At 71.6% G+C, this 16,214-nt stretch carries 15 protein-coding genes and 1 pseudogene; 8 read left to right on the top strand and 8 right to left on the bottom strand.

What is annotated here, in order from left to right:
* Nucleotides 1–113 precede the first annotated feature (113 nt).
* Entirely contained in the window at nucleotides 114–1,481 is a 1,368-nt protein-coding gene (locus ACZ7L7_RS24405; RefSeq protein ID WP_285515867.1) for a Tat pathway signal protein, read from the top strand.
* Between the two features lie 13 nt (nucleotides 1,482–1,494).
* The gene (locus tag ACZ7L7_RS24400; RefSeq protein WP_285515866.1) at nucleotides 1,495–1,788 is read left to right on the top strand and encodes a DUF6087 family protein; all 294 of its coding nucleotides are present in this window, start codon (nucleotides 1,495–1,497) and stop codon (nucleotides 1,786–1,788) included.
* A gap of 373 nt (nucleotides 1,789–2,161) precedes the next feature.
* On the opposite strand, the gene ACZ7L7_RS24395 is transcribed toward ACZ7L7_RS24400, so the two are convergent.
* Together ACZ7L7_RS24395 and ACZ7L7_RS24390 are read right to left on the bottom strand one after the other, a co-directional pair.
* Nucleotides 2,162–3,100, bottom strand: a complete 939-nt coding sequence (locus ACZ7L7_RS24395) for an EamA family transporter (RefSeq protein ID WP_472077112.1) — start codon at nucleotides 3,098–3,100, stop codon at nucleotides 2,162–2,164.
* A 137-nt stretch (nucleotides 3,101–3,237) separates the two neighbouring features.
* A complete protein-coding gene (locus ACZ7L7_RS24390) occupies nucleotides 3,238–6,123 on the bottom strand; it encodes an FAD-binding and (Fe-S)-binding domain-containing protein (protein ID WP_472077110.1) in 2,886 nt (961 codons plus the stop codon).
* A gap of 92 nt (nucleotides 6,124–6,215) precedes the next feature.
* Between ACZ7L7_RS24390 and serC the strand changes: the two genes are divergently transcribed.
* Nucleotides 6,216–7,334 (top strand): phosphoserine transaminase, encoded by a 1,119-nt coding sequence (serC, locus tag ACZ7L7_RS24385; protein WP_285515863.1) that lies wholly within the window; start codon nucleotides 6,216–6,218, stop codon nucleotides 7,332–7,334.
* 62 nt (nucleotides 7,335–7,396) lie between these two features.
* Here serC and ACZ7L7_RS24380 read toward each other — a convergent pair.
* Together ACZ7L7_RS24380 and ACZ7L7_RS24375 are read right to left on the bottom strand one after the other, a co-directional pair.
* A pseudogene (locus ACZ7L7_RS24380) lies at nucleotides 7,397–7,516 on the bottom strand (ABC transporter permease); the annotation flags it as partial.
* 9 nt (nucleotides 7,517–7,525) lie between these two features.
* On the bottom strand, nucleotides 7,526–8,509 hold the full coding sequence (locus ACZ7L7_RS24375) for a YncE family protein (protein WP_472077108.1): 984 nt from the start codon (nucleotides 8,507–8,509) through the stop codon (nucleotides 7,526–7,528).
* Nucleotides 8,510–8,624: 115 nt separating this feature from the next.
* Between ACZ7L7_RS24375 and ACZ7L7_RS24370 the strand changes: the two genes are divergently transcribed.
* The 4 genes from ACZ7L7_RS24370 (at nucleotide 8,625) to ACZ7L7_RS24355 (ending at nucleotide 11,660) form a co-directional block, all read left to right on the top strand.
* Nucleotides 8,625–9,308: an SGNH/GDSL hydrolase family protein gene (locus ACZ7L7_RS24370; RefSeq protein ID WP_471592606.1), complete on the top strand. Its 684-nt coding sequence runs from the start codon at nucleotides 8,625–8,627 to the stop codon at nucleotides 9,306–9,308.
* A gap of 229 nt (nucleotides 9,309–9,537) precedes the next feature.
* Nucleotides 9,538–10,170, top strand: coding sequence for a maltokinase N-terminal cap-like domain-containing protein (locus ACZ7L7_RS24365; RefSeq protein ID WP_472077106.1), 633 nt, complete (start codon nucleotides 9,538–9,540; stop codon nucleotides 10,168–10,170).
* A gap of 53 nt (nucleotides 10,171–10,223) precedes the next feature.
* A complete protein-coding gene (gene yidD / locus ACZ7L7_RS24360; RefSeq protein ID WP_285515859.1) occupies nucleotides 10,224–10,640 on the top strand; it encodes a membrane protein insertion efficiency factor YidD in 417 nt (138 codons plus the stop codon).
* Nucleotides 10,641–10,670: 30 nt separating this feature from the next.
* A complete protein-coding gene (locus tag ACZ7L7_RS24355; protein ID WP_285515858.1) occupies nucleotides 10,671–11,660 on the top strand; it encodes an aldo/keto reductase in 990 nt (329 codons plus the stop codon).
* Between the two features lie 135 nt (nucleotides 11,661–11,795).
* On the opposite strand, the gene thpR is transcribed toward ACZ7L7_RS24355, so the two are convergent.
* The 3 genes from thpR to ACZ7L7_RS24340 all read right to left on the bottom strand — a co-directional run bounded on the left by thpR (nucleotide 11,796) and on the right by ACZ7L7_RS24340 (nucleotide 14,302).
* A complete protein-coding gene (thpR, locus tag ACZ7L7_RS24350; RefSeq protein WP_285515857.1) occupies nucleotides 11,796–12,368 on the bottom strand; it encodes an RNA 2',3'-cyclic phosphodiesterase in 573 nt (190 codons plus the stop codon).
* A 123-nt stretch (nucleotides 12,369–12,491) separates the two neighbouring features.
* Nucleotides 12,492–13,838 (bottom strand): MFS transporter, encoded by a 1,347-nt coding sequence (locus tag ACZ7L7_RS24345; RefSeq protein ID WP_472077104.1) that lies wholly within the window; start codon nucleotides 13,836–13,838, stop codon nucleotides 12,492–12,494.
* 26 nt (nucleotides 13,839–13,864) lie between these two features.
* On the bottom strand, nucleotides 13,865–14,302 hold the full coding sequence (locus ACZ7L7_RS24340) for a MarR family winged helix-turn-helix transcriptional regulator (protein ID WP_093721609.1): 438 nt from the start codon (nucleotides 14,300–14,302) through the stop codon (nucleotides 13,865–13,867).
* 153 nt (nucleotides 14,303–14,455) lie between these two features.
* Between ACZ7L7_RS24340 and ACZ7L7_RS24335 the strand changes: the two genes are divergently transcribed.
* Nucleotides 14,456–14,638 carry a ribbon-helix-helix protein, CopG family gene (locus ACZ7L7_RS24335; protein WP_093721608.1) on the top strand — a complete coding sequence of 61 codons (183 nt, stop codon included), beginning with the start codon at nucleotides 14,456–14,458 and terminating at the stop codon, nucleotides 14,636–14,638.
* 97 nt (nucleotides 14,639–14,735) lie between these two features.
* Here ACZ7L7_RS24335 and ACZ7L7_RS24330 read toward each other — a convergent pair whose 3' ends face one another.
* Nucleotides 14,736–16,184 (bottom strand): NCS2 family permease, encoded by a 1,449-nt coding sequence (locus ACZ7L7_RS24330; protein WP_285515855.1) that lies wholly within the window; start codon nucleotides 16,182–16,184, stop codon nucleotides 14,736–14,738.
* Between the last annotated feature and the right edge of the window lie 30 nt (nucleotides 16,185–16,214).

Here is a 16,214-nt window from a genome sequence, read left to right as displayed (position 1 = left end):
CGCCTGAGCAGAATCCACCCCTGGCCATGGCCCTGACCAGTAGCGCAGGTGTCGCGAACCGTGACGAAACTGCCACGCTCCGTGACGTAGGAGTCGGGGAGGACGAGACGGCGATGACCGGCAGATCGAGTAACCCGCACCTCGCGCTGTGGCTCGCGGCCATCGGCCTGTCCCACGGCGAGATCGCCCGCAGGATCGCCACAGAAGCGATCCACCAAGGTCACCGGCAGATCGCCCCGGACGCCACCCGTATCCGCCGCTGGATCGACGGCGAACGCCCCCGCCCACCAGTGCCCGCCCTGCTCGCCGCCGTGATCTCCGACGCGGTCGGACAGCCGCTCACACCCGGTGATCTCGGCCTGACGGTCACCGGGCCCACACTGGATAGCATCCAGCTCCCGCTGCTGACCGAGGCAGCCGCCCAGACTCTGGCCGGATGGACCCAGATGGACCTCTTCCTCGACCGCCGCGACACCCTGAAGCTCGCCCTGGGTGCCCCGCTGATCCTCGCCGCCGAGCGGATGCTGGGCGGCACCGCCCGGCGGCTGAACCGCGCCAGCAAGGGCTTCGACACCGACACCACGGCCGCGCTGGAGGAGGTGACCACCTTCTTCACGAAGGCCGACGCCTCCAAGGGCGGCGGGCTGTACCGCTCGGCGATCGTCGCCCAGCTCGCCGAAGTCGCCCGCCGCATCCAGGACGGTGTGCCCGCCTCGCTGAAGGCCCGGGTGTTCGCGGCGACCGCCGATCTGGCGGCACTGGCCGGGTGGGTCAGCCACGACTGCGGCCGGTACGCCACCGCCCAGCGCTACTGGTCCTACGGCATCTACGCGGCCTCCGAGGCCAAGCAGCCGGACCGCGGGGTGGAGATCGTCACCCGCATGTCCCACCAGATGATCTACCTCGGGCATCCCCAGGACGCCCTCGGTCTCCTCGGCGTGGCCGCGAAGAAGGCGACCATCCCCGCGACCCGGGCGCTGGTTGCTTCCCAGACCGGACGGGTGCATGCCGCCCTCGGCGACGAGCAAGGTGCGGAGCGGCACCTTGGCGCGGCTGACGAACTGGTCGCGGACGGCCTCGGCGAAGACGTCCCCGCGTGGGTGGACTACTTCGACGCCGCCGAACACGCTGGCGCCCGCGCGGTCTCCGCCCGCGACCTGACCGGTGTTGGCCGGAACCGTCGAGCCAGTGATCACTTCACCGACGCGCTCGCCCTGCGTCGGCCTGGCTACGACCGGGTGAAGGTCATGGACCGCATCGGGCTGGCCGCCGCGCTGTTCACAGAGGGCGAGCCCGAGCAGGGCGCCGCCGCGGCCCACCAGGCGCTGGACGAGGCCACCCGGGTGGACTCCACCCTGGTTGCCTCCCGGCTCAACACACTGCTGGATGCCGCCCGGCCGTACCGGACCGCCGCGGTGGATGAGGTCCGCACCCGCGCGGCGGATCTCGCCGCAGCCCGGCCGACCACCGTGTCCGCCTGAGACCATCGAGCACATGGGCAAGCACTCCCGACCCGGACCGCCGAACCAGCCGTCCCGCGCTGTCCCGCACATCGACGCCGACGATCCGCTCGCGGCGTACCACAAGCGGCGCCGCCCGCCGATGGACGTCTGGCGCAAGCACCAGCCGCTGCACGGCGGCGGTGGGCATGTACGTCCCGACGAGCCCAGGGCCCTGCTCAGCTGGACCGGCTTCGGGTACGAGACGGCAGGCACCGCGCCCGACCTTCCCACCGCACAGAGGTGGGCGAACGAGGCTGCCCCGGACATCGAGGCCACGGACGAGTAAGTGACACTGAACGGGCACGGCGGCCCGCGTGCGGCCGATACACCGGCCGCCGGGCCCCTCACAGGGACTCGACTGTCACACCATCCGTCGTACGGCGCGAGAACATCGCGCCCCTGGGGACCACGCACGGTCACCAGCAGACTGAACTCCTCGGGGAACTGGCAACAGTTGCATACGCGAGCCCACCAGTATCAACCCCCTTCAAGCCGGTGCCGTTCCCGAGCAACGCACCGGAGCCGCGGCCGTGGCAACGGGCTGATGACGACGGGCTGTTCGTCAATCGCGGAGCAAGATCATCCCATCGCCCCTTTGGGGCTCACCTCGGCGATACCCCCCTCACGGCGTGCCCCCGGCCCGGACCTGTCCGTAGCCCTCAGCCCGCCTCCGGCCCCGCCTTCGCCCTTCCCCGTCCCACCTGGGTACGCACCGCCCCCATGCTCGCCGCGATGACCAGGGCGATGGCCAGCGACTCCGTGGTGGACAGGGCCTGGTCGAGGATGAGGAAGCCTGCCGTTGCCGCCAGTGCCGGCTCCAGACTCATCAGAATGGCGAAGGTGGACGCCGGGATGGAGCGCAGCGCAAGCAGTTCCAACGTGTACGGCAGGACCGACGAGAGGATCGCCACCGCCGCGCCCAGCCCGATCGTCACCGGGTCCAGGAGCTTGCCGCCCGACTCCACCACCCCCAGCGGCAGGAACAGCACCGCCGCCACCGCCATGGCCAGCGCCAGCCCGTCCGCCTGCGGGAACCGCCGCCCCGTGCGGGCGCTGAAGACGATGTACGCCGCCCACATCGCACCGGCGCCCAGCGCGAAGGCCACGCCCAGCGGGTCCAGGCCGCTGAAGCCGCCCCCGCTGAGCAAGAACACGCCCGCCAGGGCCAGGCCCGCCCAGATCAAGTTCACCGCCCGGCGTGAGGCCAGGACCGAGAGCGCCAGCGGGCCCAGCACCTCCAGCGTGACCGCCGGGCCCAGCGGGATGCGGGCCACCGACTGGTAGAAGAGGCCGTTCATCGCGCCCATCGTGATGCCGAAGACCAGCACCGTCCCCCAGTCCGTACGGGAGTGGCCGCGCAGGCGCGGGCGGCAGACCACGAGCAGGACCACCGCCGCCACCAGCAGCCGCAGTGTCACCACGCCCAGCGCGCCCGCCCTCGGCATCAGGCTCACCGCGAGGGCGCCGCCGAACTGGACCGAGACACCGCCGGCCAGGACCAGACCGACCGGGCCCATCGAGCCCCAGCGGCGCGGGGCACCGGCCGACACGGAGGAGGACGAGGCGGTGGAGGTGGTGGCGGCGGCTGGCGTGCTCACGGGCGGTCCTGGGGCTCGGGCTGGGGTGGGTTCGTGCATCATGATGCACTTCCGAGTTCAGGGTAATGGACTTGGTCAGGCGTGTGAACCCGTTTTGGGGCTGTCCCAGAGTGTGAGAAGCCCCTCCTCAGCCCTCCTCAGTCCTCGTCCCCCAGGCCCTCGTCCCCCAGCCCCTCCGCCAACACCTCCGCCAAATGCCTCCCCCGCACCCCCGCCAACTGCTCCACCTGCGTCCGGCACGAGAACCCGTCCGCCAGCACCACCGCCGACTCCCCCGCCTCCCGCACCGACGGCAACAACCGCTCCTCCGCGCACGCCCGCGACACCTCGAAGTGCCCCTTCTCGAACCCGAAGTTCCCGGCCAGGCCGCAGCAGCCGCCGCTCAGGTCGCCGGACAGCCCGGCGGCGGCCCGGAGACGGCGGTCGGGCGCATCCCCCAGCACCGCGTGCTGGTGGCAGTGGGTCTGCCCGGTGACCGGGCGGTTCACGGCGGGCGGCGTCCAGTCGGGGGCCATGCGCTCCAGTGCCTCCGCGAACGTCAGCACCCGCGCCGCCAGCCGCGCCGCCCTCGGGTCCTCGTGCAGCAGTTCCGGCAGGTCCGAGCGCAGCGCCGCCGCGCAACTCGGCTCCAGCACCACCAGCGGGGCCTCCGTCGCCAGCACCGGCTCCAGCAGGTCCAGCGTCCGACGCAGTACCGCACGAGCCCTGTCGAGCTGGCCCGTGGAGACGTACGTGAGCCCGCAGCACACCCGCCCCCGCCGCCCCGCACCCAGCAACGGCACCGCCCACCGGGTCCGCCCGTCCCCCACCGGCCGCCCGCGCATCCGCAGCGTCGGCGGCAGCGCCACCCGCAGCCCCGCCGCCTCCAGCACCCGGACCGCCGCCCGGCCGACGGAGGGCGAGAGGTGCTCGGTGAAGGTGTCCGGCCAGAGCACGACCAGCGGGCCGTCATCGCCAGCAGGTCCCCCGCGCCGTCGCCACCACCTGCTGAACGGCTCCTGCGCCACCCTCGGGATCGCCCTCTCCGGCGCCACGCCCCCGATCCGCTTTCCTACCGCCGCCAGCCCCCGCACCGACGCCAGCGCGTTCACCAGCCCCGCCGCCCTCAGCCGCGCGACCCAGCCCAGCCACACCGGCAGCCAGCCCATCGAATAGTGGGCGGCCGGGCGCCGCCGACCGGCGTAGTGGTGGTGCAGGAACTCCGCCTTGTACGTGGCCATGTCCACCCCGACCGGGCAGTCCGAGCGGCAGCCCTTGCAGGAGAGGCACAGGTCGAGGGCGTCGCGGACCTCGGGCGAGCGCCAGCCCTCCGTCACCACCTCGCCCGCGAGCATCTCGTGGAGGAGACGGGCGCGGCCCCGTGTGGAGTGCTCCTCCTCGCCCGTCGCGCGGAAGGAGGGGCACATGACGGCGGGGCCGATCGCCGTCGTCGTACGGCATTTCGCGACGCCCACGCAGCGGCGGACGGCCGCGCGGAAGTCACCTCCGTCGGCCGGGTAGCCGAAGGCCACGTCCACCGGTTCGCGCGGGAGGGCCGAGAAGCGGAGGTTGGCGTCCAGGGGCGCCGGGCGCACCAGTACGCCGGGGTTGAGTACGTCGTCCGGGTCCCAGATCGCCTTGGCCCGCTCGAAGAGCCGGACCAGGTCCTCCCCGTACATCCTCGGCAGCAGTTCCGCCCGTGCCATTCCGTCGCCGTGCTCGCCGGACAGGGAGCCGCCGTGCGCGACCACCAGGTCGGCCAGTTCCTCGGAGAAGCGGCGGAAGCGGGCCACGCCGGCGTCGCTGAGCAGGTCGAAGTCGATGCGGACGTGGATGCAGCCGTCGCCGAAGTGGCCGTACGGCGTCCCGCGCAGGCCGTGGGCCGTCAGCAGGGCGCGGAAGTCCCGCAGGTACGGGCCGAGGCGGGCCGGGGGCACCGCGCAGTCCTCCCAGCCGGGCCATGCCTCGCTGCCGTCCGGCATACGGGTCGCCGTGCCGCTGGCGTCCTCGCGGACGCGCCACAGGGCGCGCTGTCCGTCCGGGTCGGTGACGACCACCGCGTCCACGGCGTCGGCGGCCCGCACGATCGCCTCCGCACGCGCGCGTGCCTCCGACTCCGACTCGCCGCCCGTCTCCACGAACAGCCAGGCGCCGCCCCTCGGCAGGTCGATCGGGGAGGGCACCAGGTCGGCGGCCATGCCCTCGACCGTCAGCGGGCCGTGGGGCAGGAGTCCGGGCGCGGCCTCGGCGGCGGCGCTCTCGTCGGCGTAGCCGAGGACCGCGAGGGCACGCGCGCGTGGCGCGGCGACGAGGTCGACGACCGCCTCGGTGAGCACCCCGAGCGTGCCCTCGGAGCCGCAGAAGGCGCGGGCCACGTCGGCACCGTTCTCGGGGAGCAGCGCGTCGAGCGCGTATCCGGAGATGCGGCGGGGCAGGGCCTGCGGATATCCGGTGCGGAGGAGGGACAGTTCGGACTCCACGAGGGCGCGCAGGCCCTCAGGGGCTCCCGCCCAGTCGCGGCCCGGACGCAACCGTCGGCCCCCCGCGGTGATGACCTCCAGCTCCCGCACACTGTCCGCCGTCGTCCCCCAGGCCACCGAGTGGGAGCCGCAGGAGTTGTTGCCGATCATTCCGCCGAGCGTGCAGCGGCTGTGGGTGGAGGGGTCGGGGCCGAAGCGCAGGCCGTGCGGGGCGGCGGACTCCTGAAGGCGGTCCAGGACCAGGCCGGGCTGGACGACGGCCGTACGGGTCCCGGGTTCCAGGGAGAGGACGCGGTTCATGTGGCGGGTGAAGTCCAGCACTACACCCGTTCCGGTGGACTGTCCGGCGATGGAGGTGCCGCCTCCGCGCGGGACGACGGGGACGCCGTGGGCCCGGCAGATCTCCAGTACGGCGGCCACGTCGTCGGCGTCGTACGGCGCGACCACGCCCAGCGGTACCCGCCGGTAGTTGGAGGCGTCCATGGTGGTCAGGGCCCGGGCGGTGGCGTCGAAGCGGACCTCGCCGCGTACGGCCTTGCGCAGATCAGCCTCTGGATCCGTCATGCGGACAGCATTCCAAACGCCGTTCCGGACGCCACGTCTCAGCCGACGGACTTCATTTCGCCCAGGTTTCCCGTACCGGCTAACCTCACTGCGTGGCTGAGATCCAGATTCCCGCTGACATCAAGCCCGCCGACGGACGTTTCGGCGCTGGCCCCTCCAAGGTGCGGACGGAGGCGCTGGACGCCCTCGCCGCGACCGGAACCTCCCTGCTCGGTACCTCCCACCGCCAGGCCCCGGTGAAGAACCTCGTCGGCCAGGTCCGCGAGGGCATCAGCGAGCTGTTCCAGCTCCCGGACGGCTACGAGGTCGTCCTCGGCAACGGCGGCTCCACCGCCTTCTGGGACATCGCCACCCACGGCCTGATCGAGAACAAGAGCCAGCACCTCACCTTCGGCGAGTTCAGCTCCAAGTTCGCCAAGGCCGCCAAGCTCGCCCCGTGGCTGGCCGAGCCGACCGTCGTCTCCAGCGACCCGGGCACCCACCCGGAGGCGCGGGCCGAGGCGGGCGTCGACGTGTACGCCTTCACCCACAACGAGACCTCCACCGGTGTCGCCATGCCGATCAACCGCGTGGCCGGTGCCGACGAGGGCGCCCTGGTCCTGGTCGACGCCACCTCCGGCGCGGGCGGCCTGCCCGTGGACATCGCCGAGACGGACGTCTACTACTTCGCCCCGCAGAAGTCCTTCGCCTCCGACGGCGGCCTGTGGATCGGCGTCTTCTCCCCGGCCGCCATCGAGCGCGCCGAGCGCGTGCACGCCTCCGGCCGGCACGTCCCGGAGTTCTTCAGCCTGCCGACGGCGATCGACAACTCCCGCAAGAACCAGACGTACAACACCCCGGCGCTGGCCACGCTCTTCCTGCTGAACCAGCAGCTGGAGTGGATCAACGGCCAGGGCGGGCTCGCGTGGTCCACGGCCCGTACGAAGGACTCCTCGACCCGGCTGTACGCCTGGGCGGAGGAGAGCAAGTACGCCACCCCGTTCGTCACCGACGCGGCCAAGCGCTCGCAGGTCATCGGCACGATCGACTTCGCCGACGAGATCGACGCCGCCGCCGTCGCCAAGGCCCTGCGCGCCAACGGCATCGTCGACACCGAGCCCTACCGCAAGCTCGGCCGCAACCAGCTCCGTATCGCGATGTTCCCGGCCATCGACCCGGCCGACGTCGAGGCGCTGACCAAGTGCGTCGACTACGTGATCGAGAAGCTGTAGTCCCTACGGCACTGGCAAGGGGCGCCCGGCGGATTCCGCCGGGCGCCCCTTTGTCGTCCCCGTCATCTGCCGAGCTTCTGGAACCGCCGTACCGCCAGCGGCAGGAAGACCAGCGTCAGGACGACCGGCCAGACGCCCGCCATCAGGAGGGCGTGCTGCTCGATCCAGGAGTCGCCGCCCCCACGCCCCCGCTACCGGCCCTTCCGCCGCAGCCTGCCGATCCCGATCAGCGCGGCCACCACCACGGCGACGGCGATGGCCCCGTTCCGCACGGTGCCGTCACCCCCGTCGGCTCCCCCGCCGTCACCGCCGGAGGCCGAACTCCCGGACCCCGAGGCGGAGTCGCCCCCCTCCACATCGGGGGCGTCCTCCGGCTCGACGGAACTCTCCGCGCCCTCGGCGCCGTACATGAGCTTGGTCCCGTCGGCGGTGTAGGTGACGGATTCGCCCTGCCCCAGGAACGGCACGCTCAGCCGCCCGGTCTTCTTGATGTCACCGCCGTTCCAGTCGAAGGCGGCGGCGCCGAAGTAGCTGCGCACGACGAGCTTGCGGCCGTCCGGAGAGAGGGTGGCGTCGGTGGCCTGGAGGTTGTCGATCTCGGCGATGGGCTTGAAGACGTTGGTACCGGAGGCGGACAGCTTCTCGGGCCCCTCGAAGAGGTGCCCGGTGTCCTCCTTCTTGTCGACAATGTAGACGCGCCCGGTCTTGGGGTGCACGACCAGCGACTCGGCGTCCCGCGCCCCGCCCTCGTACTTCACGACGTACTGCGTGGCCTTGATCGTCCGGTCCCGCAGCTCCTTGGGCTCGGGCAGCTGATAGATCCACACGTGGGACCAGGACCCGCCGAGGTTGTCCCCGATGTCCCCCACGTACAGCTGGTTGCCGGGCCCGATGGAGATCGCCTCGACGTCGCGCGGCGCGCCGACCCCGGTCATCGTGATCGTGGCGACGGTCTCCCCCGTCGCGCTGTCCACGGCGTACAGAAAGGCGCCGTCGTCGCTGTCGTTGTGGGTCCAGTAGATGCCCGGGTGCTGCCGGGAGGCGGCGAGCCCGCTGGACTCGGTGATCCGGGGGTCCTTGATGGTGAACCCCTCATCCCCGTCGGCGGCGGAGGCGGGCACGGCGAACGCCCCCATGAGCAGGGCGGCGGCGAGTACGGCGAAGGGACGACGCATGCGGTCAAGGTTGCCATCCCGAAGCGGCGTTCGGAGGGTCCGCCCGGCCCGTTGACCGGCGGGGCGTGTTCGGGCTCACACCCCACCCGGGCGCCGGATCGTTCATCATGAGCGGATGCTCAGGTTCATGCCCGTCGGTGACTCACAGACCATCGGAAGCGCGGGCGAGCACACCTGGCGCTACCGACTGTGGCAGCACCTGCGCGATACGTACGGCGGGCCGTTCCGCCTGGTCGGGCCGCGGGAGACGCTGTACGACAAGGCGACGGACGCGCCCACCTCGTACGAGTACGCCGACCCCGACTTCCCCCGCGCCCACCTCGCCGGATGGGGCGAGGGGTGGCTGCACATGGCGCCGGTGATCGGGGACGCGGTGCGCGAGCACCGGGCCGATGTGCTGCTCGTCGCCCTCGGCCTCATCGACCTGGGGTTCTACACGAACGCCGAGCAGACCGAGGAGAACGTGCGGGCGTTCATCGCGCAGGCGCGGGCCGCCCGGCCCGGTGTGCGGATCGCCGTCCTGCCCGTCATCCCGAACATCCGGGCCGTGGACGAGCCCGACTTCGGCGCGCAGGTGAGCCTCTTCAACGAACTCCTCGCCAAGGCCGTCGCCGACCTCGACGAACCCCGCTCACCGCTGCTGCTGACCTCCCCGCCGCCCTCGTACGACCTCGACCGCGACACCTACGACGGCACCCACCCGAACGCCGGTGGCGAACACAAGATCGCGGCGGCCTTCGCGGACGCGCTGTGGCAGGGGTGGGGGATCGGGCAGGCGTACGGAGCCGGGAGGGATTGACCGGATTCCGGCGCTTCCCCCGCGTCGCGCGACGCGTTGTACTCCGCGACTGCACCTGGACGGGGGGCGGCCGGGGAGGAGTGCCGCGATGGCCGACGAACGCGACGAACTGGACTGGCTGTTCGGCGTCCGTCGCCTTCGGCACGGACGTGGACGCCGCCGCCACCCCCCTGGGTCTCACCCTCAAGACCGATGAGTTCCCCCGCGGCTGACTGACACAATCCGCCCCATGTCGATCATCCACCGCACCACCATCAAGCCCACGAAGCTGGAACTCCTCACCGCCTGGCTCCCCACCCGCCCCTGGTACCAGGGCACCGGCGCACCGGAGTTGGCCAAGGCCGGTGGGTTCCGCCTGGACGATCCCGAGGGCGAGGTCGGTATCGAGTTCATGGTCGCCACCAACGCCGACGGCACCGCCTACCACGTCCCCCTCACCTACCGGGGCGCCCCGCTCCCCGACGCCGAGCACGCGCTCGTCGGCACCATGGAGCACGGCGTGCTCGGCACCCGCTGGGCCTACGACGCCGCCCACGACCCGGTGTTCGTCGCGGAGTTGCTGGCGCTGGTCGAGGGCCGCGCCGTGCCGCAGATGCAGAGCGTCGACAGCACCCCCGACCCGGACATCGCCCGCTCGTACCAGGGGGACGCCGAACTGCGGCCGGAGGGCGCCCCGTTGGACGACGAGGACGGCACCGACCTGCACACCACCGCCGGTTGTGTCGTCCGCATCCACCGCCGCCTCGGCGACTCCGACGTCCCGCCCTCCGACGCCCTCGGCCATGTCGCCGGGCACTGGACGACGGCCGACGGCGCCTCGGTGCGGTCGGTGTTCGCAGTTGTGCTGACCGGGTCCGCCTGAGCGTGTGAGACGCTGCGGGCCGGTGCGGGTGATCACCAGGGGGCACGGCGGACATGGGCGCGGGATATCGCGAGAAGCGGCGGAAGAACCGTTGCTGCGGCTGCGCGGAGGGCTGCCTCGACACCCACCTGTGGTGGTCCACGGTCACCGCCCCCTGCCGTGAGGCCACCGTGCTCACTGCCTTGCTGACCCTGCTCACCCTCAACTCGCACCGCCCGGCCGACCCCGCCGCGCCCGTCCCTCACGGCCGCGCCGCCCGGCTGCTGTACCGCGCGGTCGTCCACTACCGGCGCGAGATCAGCCCCCGCACCCCGCCCCGGTGCCTCTACACGCCGACCTGCTCGACGTACGCGGTCCAGGCGCTGCACCGCTACGGCGCCCTGCGCGGCGGGCTGCTCACCGTGCGCCGGGTGCTGCGCTGCACGCCGGGGCGGGCGCGGCGGCGCGGCGGGCTGGATCCGCTTGCCTAGAGTCCACTCCACGCCGTTGGCTAAGGGTCCATGAAGTACACGCAGCTCGGACGCACGGGACTCAAGGTCAGCCGACTCGTCCTCGGCACCATGAACTTCGGACCGCAGACCGACGAGGCCGACAGCCACGCGATCATGGACGCGGCGCTGGAGGCGGGCATCAACTTCTTCGACACCGCCAATGTGTACGGCTGGGGCGACGACAAGGGCCGCACCGAGTCGATCATCGGCAGCTGGTTCGCCAAGGGCGGCGACCGCCGCGACAAGGTCGTCCTCGCCACCAAGGTGTACGGCAACATGGGCCCCGACGGCCCGGCCTGGCCCAACCACGACAAGCTCTCGGCGCTGAACATCCGGCGCGCGGTGGACGCCTCGCTGAAGCGGCTGGGCACGGACTACATCGACGTCTACCAGTTCCACCACATCGACCGGGACACCCCGTTCGAGGAGATCTGGCAGGCCATCGACGTCCTGGTCCAGCAGGGCAAGATCCTCTACGCCGGGTCCAGCAACTTCCCCGGCTACAAGATCGCCCAGGCCAACGAGACCGCCGCCCGCCGCGGCTCGTACGGACTGGTCAGCGAGCAGTGCCTGTACAACCTCTACGAGCGGCGCGCCGAGATGGAGGTCATCCCGGCCGCGCAGGACTACGGGCTCGGGGTGATCCCGTGGTCGCCGCTGCACGGCGGACTGCTCGGCGGAGTCATCAAGAAGGAGGCCGAGGGCGGGCGGCGCGCCTCCGGACGGGCCGCCGACACCCTCGCGGACCCGGCGGCGCGGGCCCGCCTCCAGTCCTACGAGGACCTGCTGGACAAGCACGGTCTGGAGCCCGGCGAGGCCGCCCTGGCCTGGCTGCTCACCCGGCCCGGCGTGACCGGCCCGATCGTCGGCCCGCGTACGGCGGAGCAGCTCGACTCCGCCCTGCGGGCGGTGGAGCTGGAGCTGAGCGAGGAACTGCTGGCGGGCCTGGACGAGATCTTCCCGGGCCCGGGGCCGTCTCCGGAGGCGTTCGCCTGGTAGCAGGAGCGGGGCGCGCTCCCGGGGGCGCCCCCTCACTAACCGCCCAGCGCCGACGCCAGGGCCACTACAACGAACATCAGTACGAGCACACCGGCCATGATCCGGTTGCGGGTTTTCGGGTCCACGGGTACGAGCCTAACCGGACGCTCCGAGGGGCCAGCGGGCGACCGGCTCGTAGCGGGGCTGCTCCCCCGGCACACCGGAGCGGGGCAGGTTGCTGCGGACCAGGGTCAGCTCGGTGACCTGCCAGGTGCGGCCCGTGAAGGTGTCCAGCAACGTGCGGTACGCCCGTGTGTCCACGGCCGTCCGGCTGCGGGCCACCGTCAGATGGGCCTTGTAGCGGCGGTGCTCACCCATCGCCACGCCCGCCTTGCGGCCCGCCGATTCCGCGCGGTCCGCCAGCAGGCGCAGGGCCTCCAGGTCCCCCTCGGCGCCCACCCACAGGGCCCGCCCGTGCCCGAACTGGCCGCCCCCGGAGAGGGCCAGCTCGAAAGGTGCCGTCCGGTGCGCGGCCCGGGACAGCCGGTCCGACAGCGCGGCCACGAGATCGTCGTCCACCTCGCCGTAGAAGGCGAGGGTGAAGTGCCAGCCGGGGCGGTCGGTCCAGCGCAGGGCGTCCGCGCCGGGCAGGGCGCGCAGCGCGTCGACCTCGGTGGCGAGTTCCTTGACCACGTCCGCGGGCGGCAGCAGGGCGGCGAAGAGTCTCATGCGCCCACCCTGCCACCGCGCCACGCGGCTCACACCGCCATGGCCAGCCACTCCCGGCACCCGTCCGGATCACGGCTCACACCGCCGTGGCCGACCACTCCCGGCACCCGCCCGGATCACGGCTCACGCCGCCGTGGCCAGCCGCTCCCGCTCCCTGGATACGAAGCGGACCACCGGGTGCCCCCGGTGCCAGCCCACGGCGAGCCGGAGGTTGCCGACCCGGGCCAGGACCAGGCCGAACACGGCCGCGGAGAGCGCGGCCATCGCGCCGCCGGAGGCGAGGCCCGCACGCACGCCGTAGGCGTCGGTGATCCAGCCGGCGATGGGGGCGCCGATGGGCGAGCCGCCCATGAACACCATCATGTAGAGGGACATCACCCGGCCGCGCATGGCCGGGTCGGTGCTGAGCTGGACATTGCTGTTGGCGGTGACGTTGACCGTCATGCCGAACATGCCGATCGGCACCATGAACAGGGCGAACGTCCACAGCGAGGGCGCGAGCGCGGCGACGATCTGCAGGGCGCCGAAGGCCACCGCCGCGATGACCACCATCCGCAGCCGGGCCGTGCCGCGCCGGGCGGCGAGCAGGGCGCCGGAGAGCGAGCCGACCGCCATCAGGGTGTTGAACAGGCTGTAGGAGCCCGCGCCCGCGTGGAAGACGTCGTCGGCGAAGGCGGAGAGGTAGACGGGAAAGTTGAAGCCGAAGGTGCTGACGAACCCGACGAGGACGATGGTCCAGATCAGCTCCGGGCGCCCGGCGACGTACTGCAGGCCTTCCCTCAGCTGGCCCTTGCCGCGCGGCGCGCGCTCGACGACGTGCAGCTCGCGGGTGCGCATCAGCAGCAGGCCTGTGATCGGCGCGACGAAGGACAGGCCGTTGCAGAGGAAGGCCCAGCCGGTGCCCACGCCGGTGATCATCAGACCGGCCACGGCGGGGCCGACCAGCCGGGCGGACTGGAAGTTCGCGGAGTTCAGGCTGACCGCGTTCTGCAGCTGGTCGGGGCCGACCATCTCGGAGACGAAGGTCTGCCGGGCCGGGTTGTCGACGACGGTCGCCAGGCCGACGGCGAGGGCGGCGAGGTAGACGTGCCAGACCTCGACGTGCCCGGTGAGGGTCAGGGCGGCGAGCGCGAGTCCGGTGAGGGCCATCGCGGTCTGGGTGACCAGCAGCGTGGGCCGCTTGGGCAGCCGGTCGACGAGGACACCGCCGTAGAGGCCGAAGAGCAGCATCGGCAGGAACTGCAGGGCGGTGGTGATGCCGACGGCGGTCGCGGAGCCGGTGAGGCTAAGGACGAGCCAGTCCTGGGCGATGCGCTGCATCCAGGTGCCGGTATTGGAGACGACCTGCCCCAGGAAGAACAGGCGGTAGTTGCGGATGCGCAGCGAGCCGAAGGTCGAGGACTTGCCGGAAGTGCGGGGGGTAGGGGTGTTCGGTGCGGGGGCGGAAGGTGCTCCGGATCCCGTACTCAAAGGGTTCGCCTCCTTCGTAGATCCGCTTACAGGTGCGCGAGCTTCTCCAGCACGGGGGCGGCGGCGCGGAGTTTCGCCCACTCGTCCTCGTCCAGGCCTGCGACCAGGTCGGCCAGGAAGGCGTTGCGCTTGGCTCGGCTCTCTTCGAGCATCGCCTCGGCCTGCTCGGTCCTGGTGACGACCTTCTGGCGCCGGTCCTCGGGGTGCGGCTCAAGACGGACCAGGCCCTTGGCCTCCAGCAGGGCGACGATGCGCGTCATCGACGGCGGCTGGACGTGTTCCTTGCGGGCCAGCTCGCCGGGGGTGGCCTTGCCGCAGCGGGAGAGGGTGCCGAGCACCGACATCTCGGTGGGGCTCAGCGACTCGTCGACCCGCTGGTGCTTGAGCCGGCGGGACAGGCGCATCACGGCGGAGCGCAGGGAGTTCACGGCGGCAGCGTCGTCGCCATGGGTGAGGTCCGACATGTTCTTTAGGCTAACTCATTACCCTGACTAAAGACCACTCGGATACGCCCGGATGCCCGTGACCCCGGCCACTGAACCCTCGCATCACCCATATGAGTGAGGGACGGCCGGAAAGTGACCCGCGTCCGGGCCGGATGAGGTGACCCTCGACCCATGGGGACCAGTGTGCTCAGCCTGCGGTTGGACGGGGAGCTGCTCGAACGGCTCCGGCACCATGCGGCGAAAAGGGGAATGAGCGTCCAGGACTATGTGGTCCGGACGCTCATTCGGGACGACTTCGACCAGCGGTTCCAGGCCGCCGTCGAGGAGACGGAGAAGTTCTACGGGGTCACCTGAGCCGGTGGATCCCGGGGGCACCTGAACCCGGTGGATCCCGGGGTCACCTGAACCCGGTGGATCTCCCGGGGTCACCTGAGCCCGTAGGCCCCGGCACTCACGTGAGGCCGAGGGCTGGCATCAGGTAGTAGAAGGCGAACACCGCGGCGACCGCGTACATCGCCACCGGCACCTCCCGGCTCCGCCCGGCCGCGAGCCGCAGCACCACGAAGGTGATGAAGCCCATGCCGATGCCGTTGGTGATCGAGTAGGTGAACGGCATCATCACCATCGTCACGAAGGCCGGGATCGCGATGGTGTAGTCGGCCCAGTCGATCTCCTTGACGGAGTTCGCGAGAATCAGGAAGCCGACCGCGAGCAGCGCCGGGGTGGCCGCCTGGGACGGGACCATGGTGGCGACCGGCGTCAGGAACAGCGCGGCGGTGAACAGACCGCCGGTGACGACGTTGGCGAAGCCGGTGCGGGCGCCCTCGCCGACGCCGGCCGTGGACTCCACGAAGGCGGTGGTGGCCGAGGAGGAGCTGGCGCCGCCCGCCGCAACCGCGAGGCCGTCGATGAACAGAACCTTGTTGATGCCGGGCATCTGGCCCTGGGCGTCGGTCAGCTTGGCCTCGTCGGAGACGCCCATGATCGTGCCCATCGCGTCGAAGAAGCACGACAGCAGGACCGTGAAGACGAACAGCACCCCGGTCAGCATGCCGACCTTCTCGAAGCCGCCGAACAGGCTGACCTCGCCGACCAGACCGAAGTCGGGGGTGGCGACCGGGTTGCCCGGCCACGTCGGCGTGGTCAGGCCCCAGGAGGGGATGTCCGCGACGGCCTCGATCACCACGGCGACGACCGTCATGGCGACGATGGAGATCAGGATGGCGCCGGGCACCTTGCGCACGATGAGCGCGAGGGTGAGCAGCGCGCCGAGGACGAAGACCAGCACCGGCCAGCCGTTGAGGTGACCGTCGGCGCCGAGCTGGAGCGGGACGGTGGTGTGGGCGGCGTCCGGGATACGGGAGACGAACCCGGAGTCGACCAGACCGATCAGCATGATGAACAGGCCGATACCGATCGAGATCGCCTTGCGCAGCCCGAACGGCACCGCGTTCATCACCCGCTCGCGCAGGCCGGTGGCGACCAGCAGCATCACCACGAAGCCCGCCAGCACCACCATGCCCATGGCGTCCGCCCAGGACATCCGGGGGGCGAGCTGGAGCGCGACGACGGAGTTCACGCCGAGTCCGGCGGCCAGCGCGATCGGGACGTTGCCGATGACGCCCATCAGCAGGGTGGCGAAGGCGGCGGTGAGCGCCGTGGCGGTGACCAGCTGGCCGTTGTCGAGCTGGTGGCCGTACATGTCCTTCGCGCTGCCGAGGATGATCGGGTTCAGCACGATGATGTAGGCCATCGCGAAGAAGGTGGCGAAGCCGCCACGGATCTCGCGGGGCAGGGTGCTGCCCCGCTCGGAGATCTTGAAGAAACGGTCGAGGGTGCCCTGGGCGGGCTTGGCTCCCGGCTCAGGGGCGGGGACCTTGGCGGGGGCCGAGGTGGACATCTATTCGGTGTTTCCTACGAAGAGAATCGG

The organism is Streptomyces sp. NPDC110618, assembly GCF_055657065.1.
This window is presented reverse-complemented; position numbering and strand designations above follow the sequence as displayed.

What these genes read in the sequence shown, in the direction of transcription:
- ACZ7L7_RS24405 (WP_285515867.1), top strand. Translation starts at nt 114, where the DNA reads ATGACCGGCAGATCGAGTAACCCGCACCTCGCGCTGTGGCTCGCGGCC.
- ACZ7L7_RS24400 (WP_285515866.1), top strand. Translation starts at nt 1,495, where the DNA reads ATGGGCAAGCACTCCCGACCCGGACCGCCGAACCAGCCGTCCCGCGCT.
- ACZ7L7_RS24390 (WP_472077110.1), bottom strand. Translation starts at nt 6,123, where the DNA reads ATGACGGATCCAGAGGCTGATCTGCGCAAGGCCGTACGCGGCGAGGTC.
- ACZ7L7_RS24375 (WP_472077108.1), bottom strand. Translation starts at nt 8,509, where the DNA reads ATGCGTCGTCCCTTCGCCGTACTCGCCGCCGCCCTGCTCATGGGGGCG.
- ACZ7L7_RS24370 (WP_471592606.1), top strand. Translation starts at nt 8,625, where the DNA reads ATGCTCAGGTTCATGCCCGTCGGTGACTCACAGACCATCGGAAGCGCG.
- ACZ7L7_RS24365 (WP_472077106.1), top strand. Translation starts at nt 9,538, where the DNA reads ATGTCGATCATCCACCGCACCACCATCAAGCCCACGAAGCTGGAACTC.
- yidD (WP_285515859.1), top strand. Translation starts at nt 10,224, where the DNA reads ATGGGCGCGGGATATCGCGAGAAGCGGCGGAAGAACCGTTGCTGCGGC.
- ACZ7L7_RS24355 (WP_285515858.1), top strand. Translation starts at nt 10,671, where the DNA reads ATGAAGTACACGCAGCTCGGACGCACGGGACTCAAGGTCAGCCGACTC.
- thpR (WP_285515857.1), bottom strand. Translation starts at nt 12,368, where the DNA reads ATGAGACTCTTCGCCGCCCTGCTGCCGCCCGCGGACGTGGTCAAGGAA.
- ACZ7L7_RS24340 (WP_093721609.1), bottom strand. Translation starts at nt 14,302, where the DNA reads ATGTCGGACCTCACCCATGGCGACGACGCTGCCGCCGTGAACTCCCTG.
- ACZ7L7_RS24335 (WP_093721608.1), top strand. Translation starts at nt 14,456, where the DNA reads ATGGGGACCAGTGTGCTCAGCCTGCGGTTGGACGGGGAGCTGCTCGAA.
- ACZ7L7_RS24330 (WP_285515855.1), bottom strand. Translation starts at nt 16,184, where the DNA reads ATGTCCACCTCGGCCCCCGCCAAGGTCCCCGCCCCTGAGCCGGGAGCC.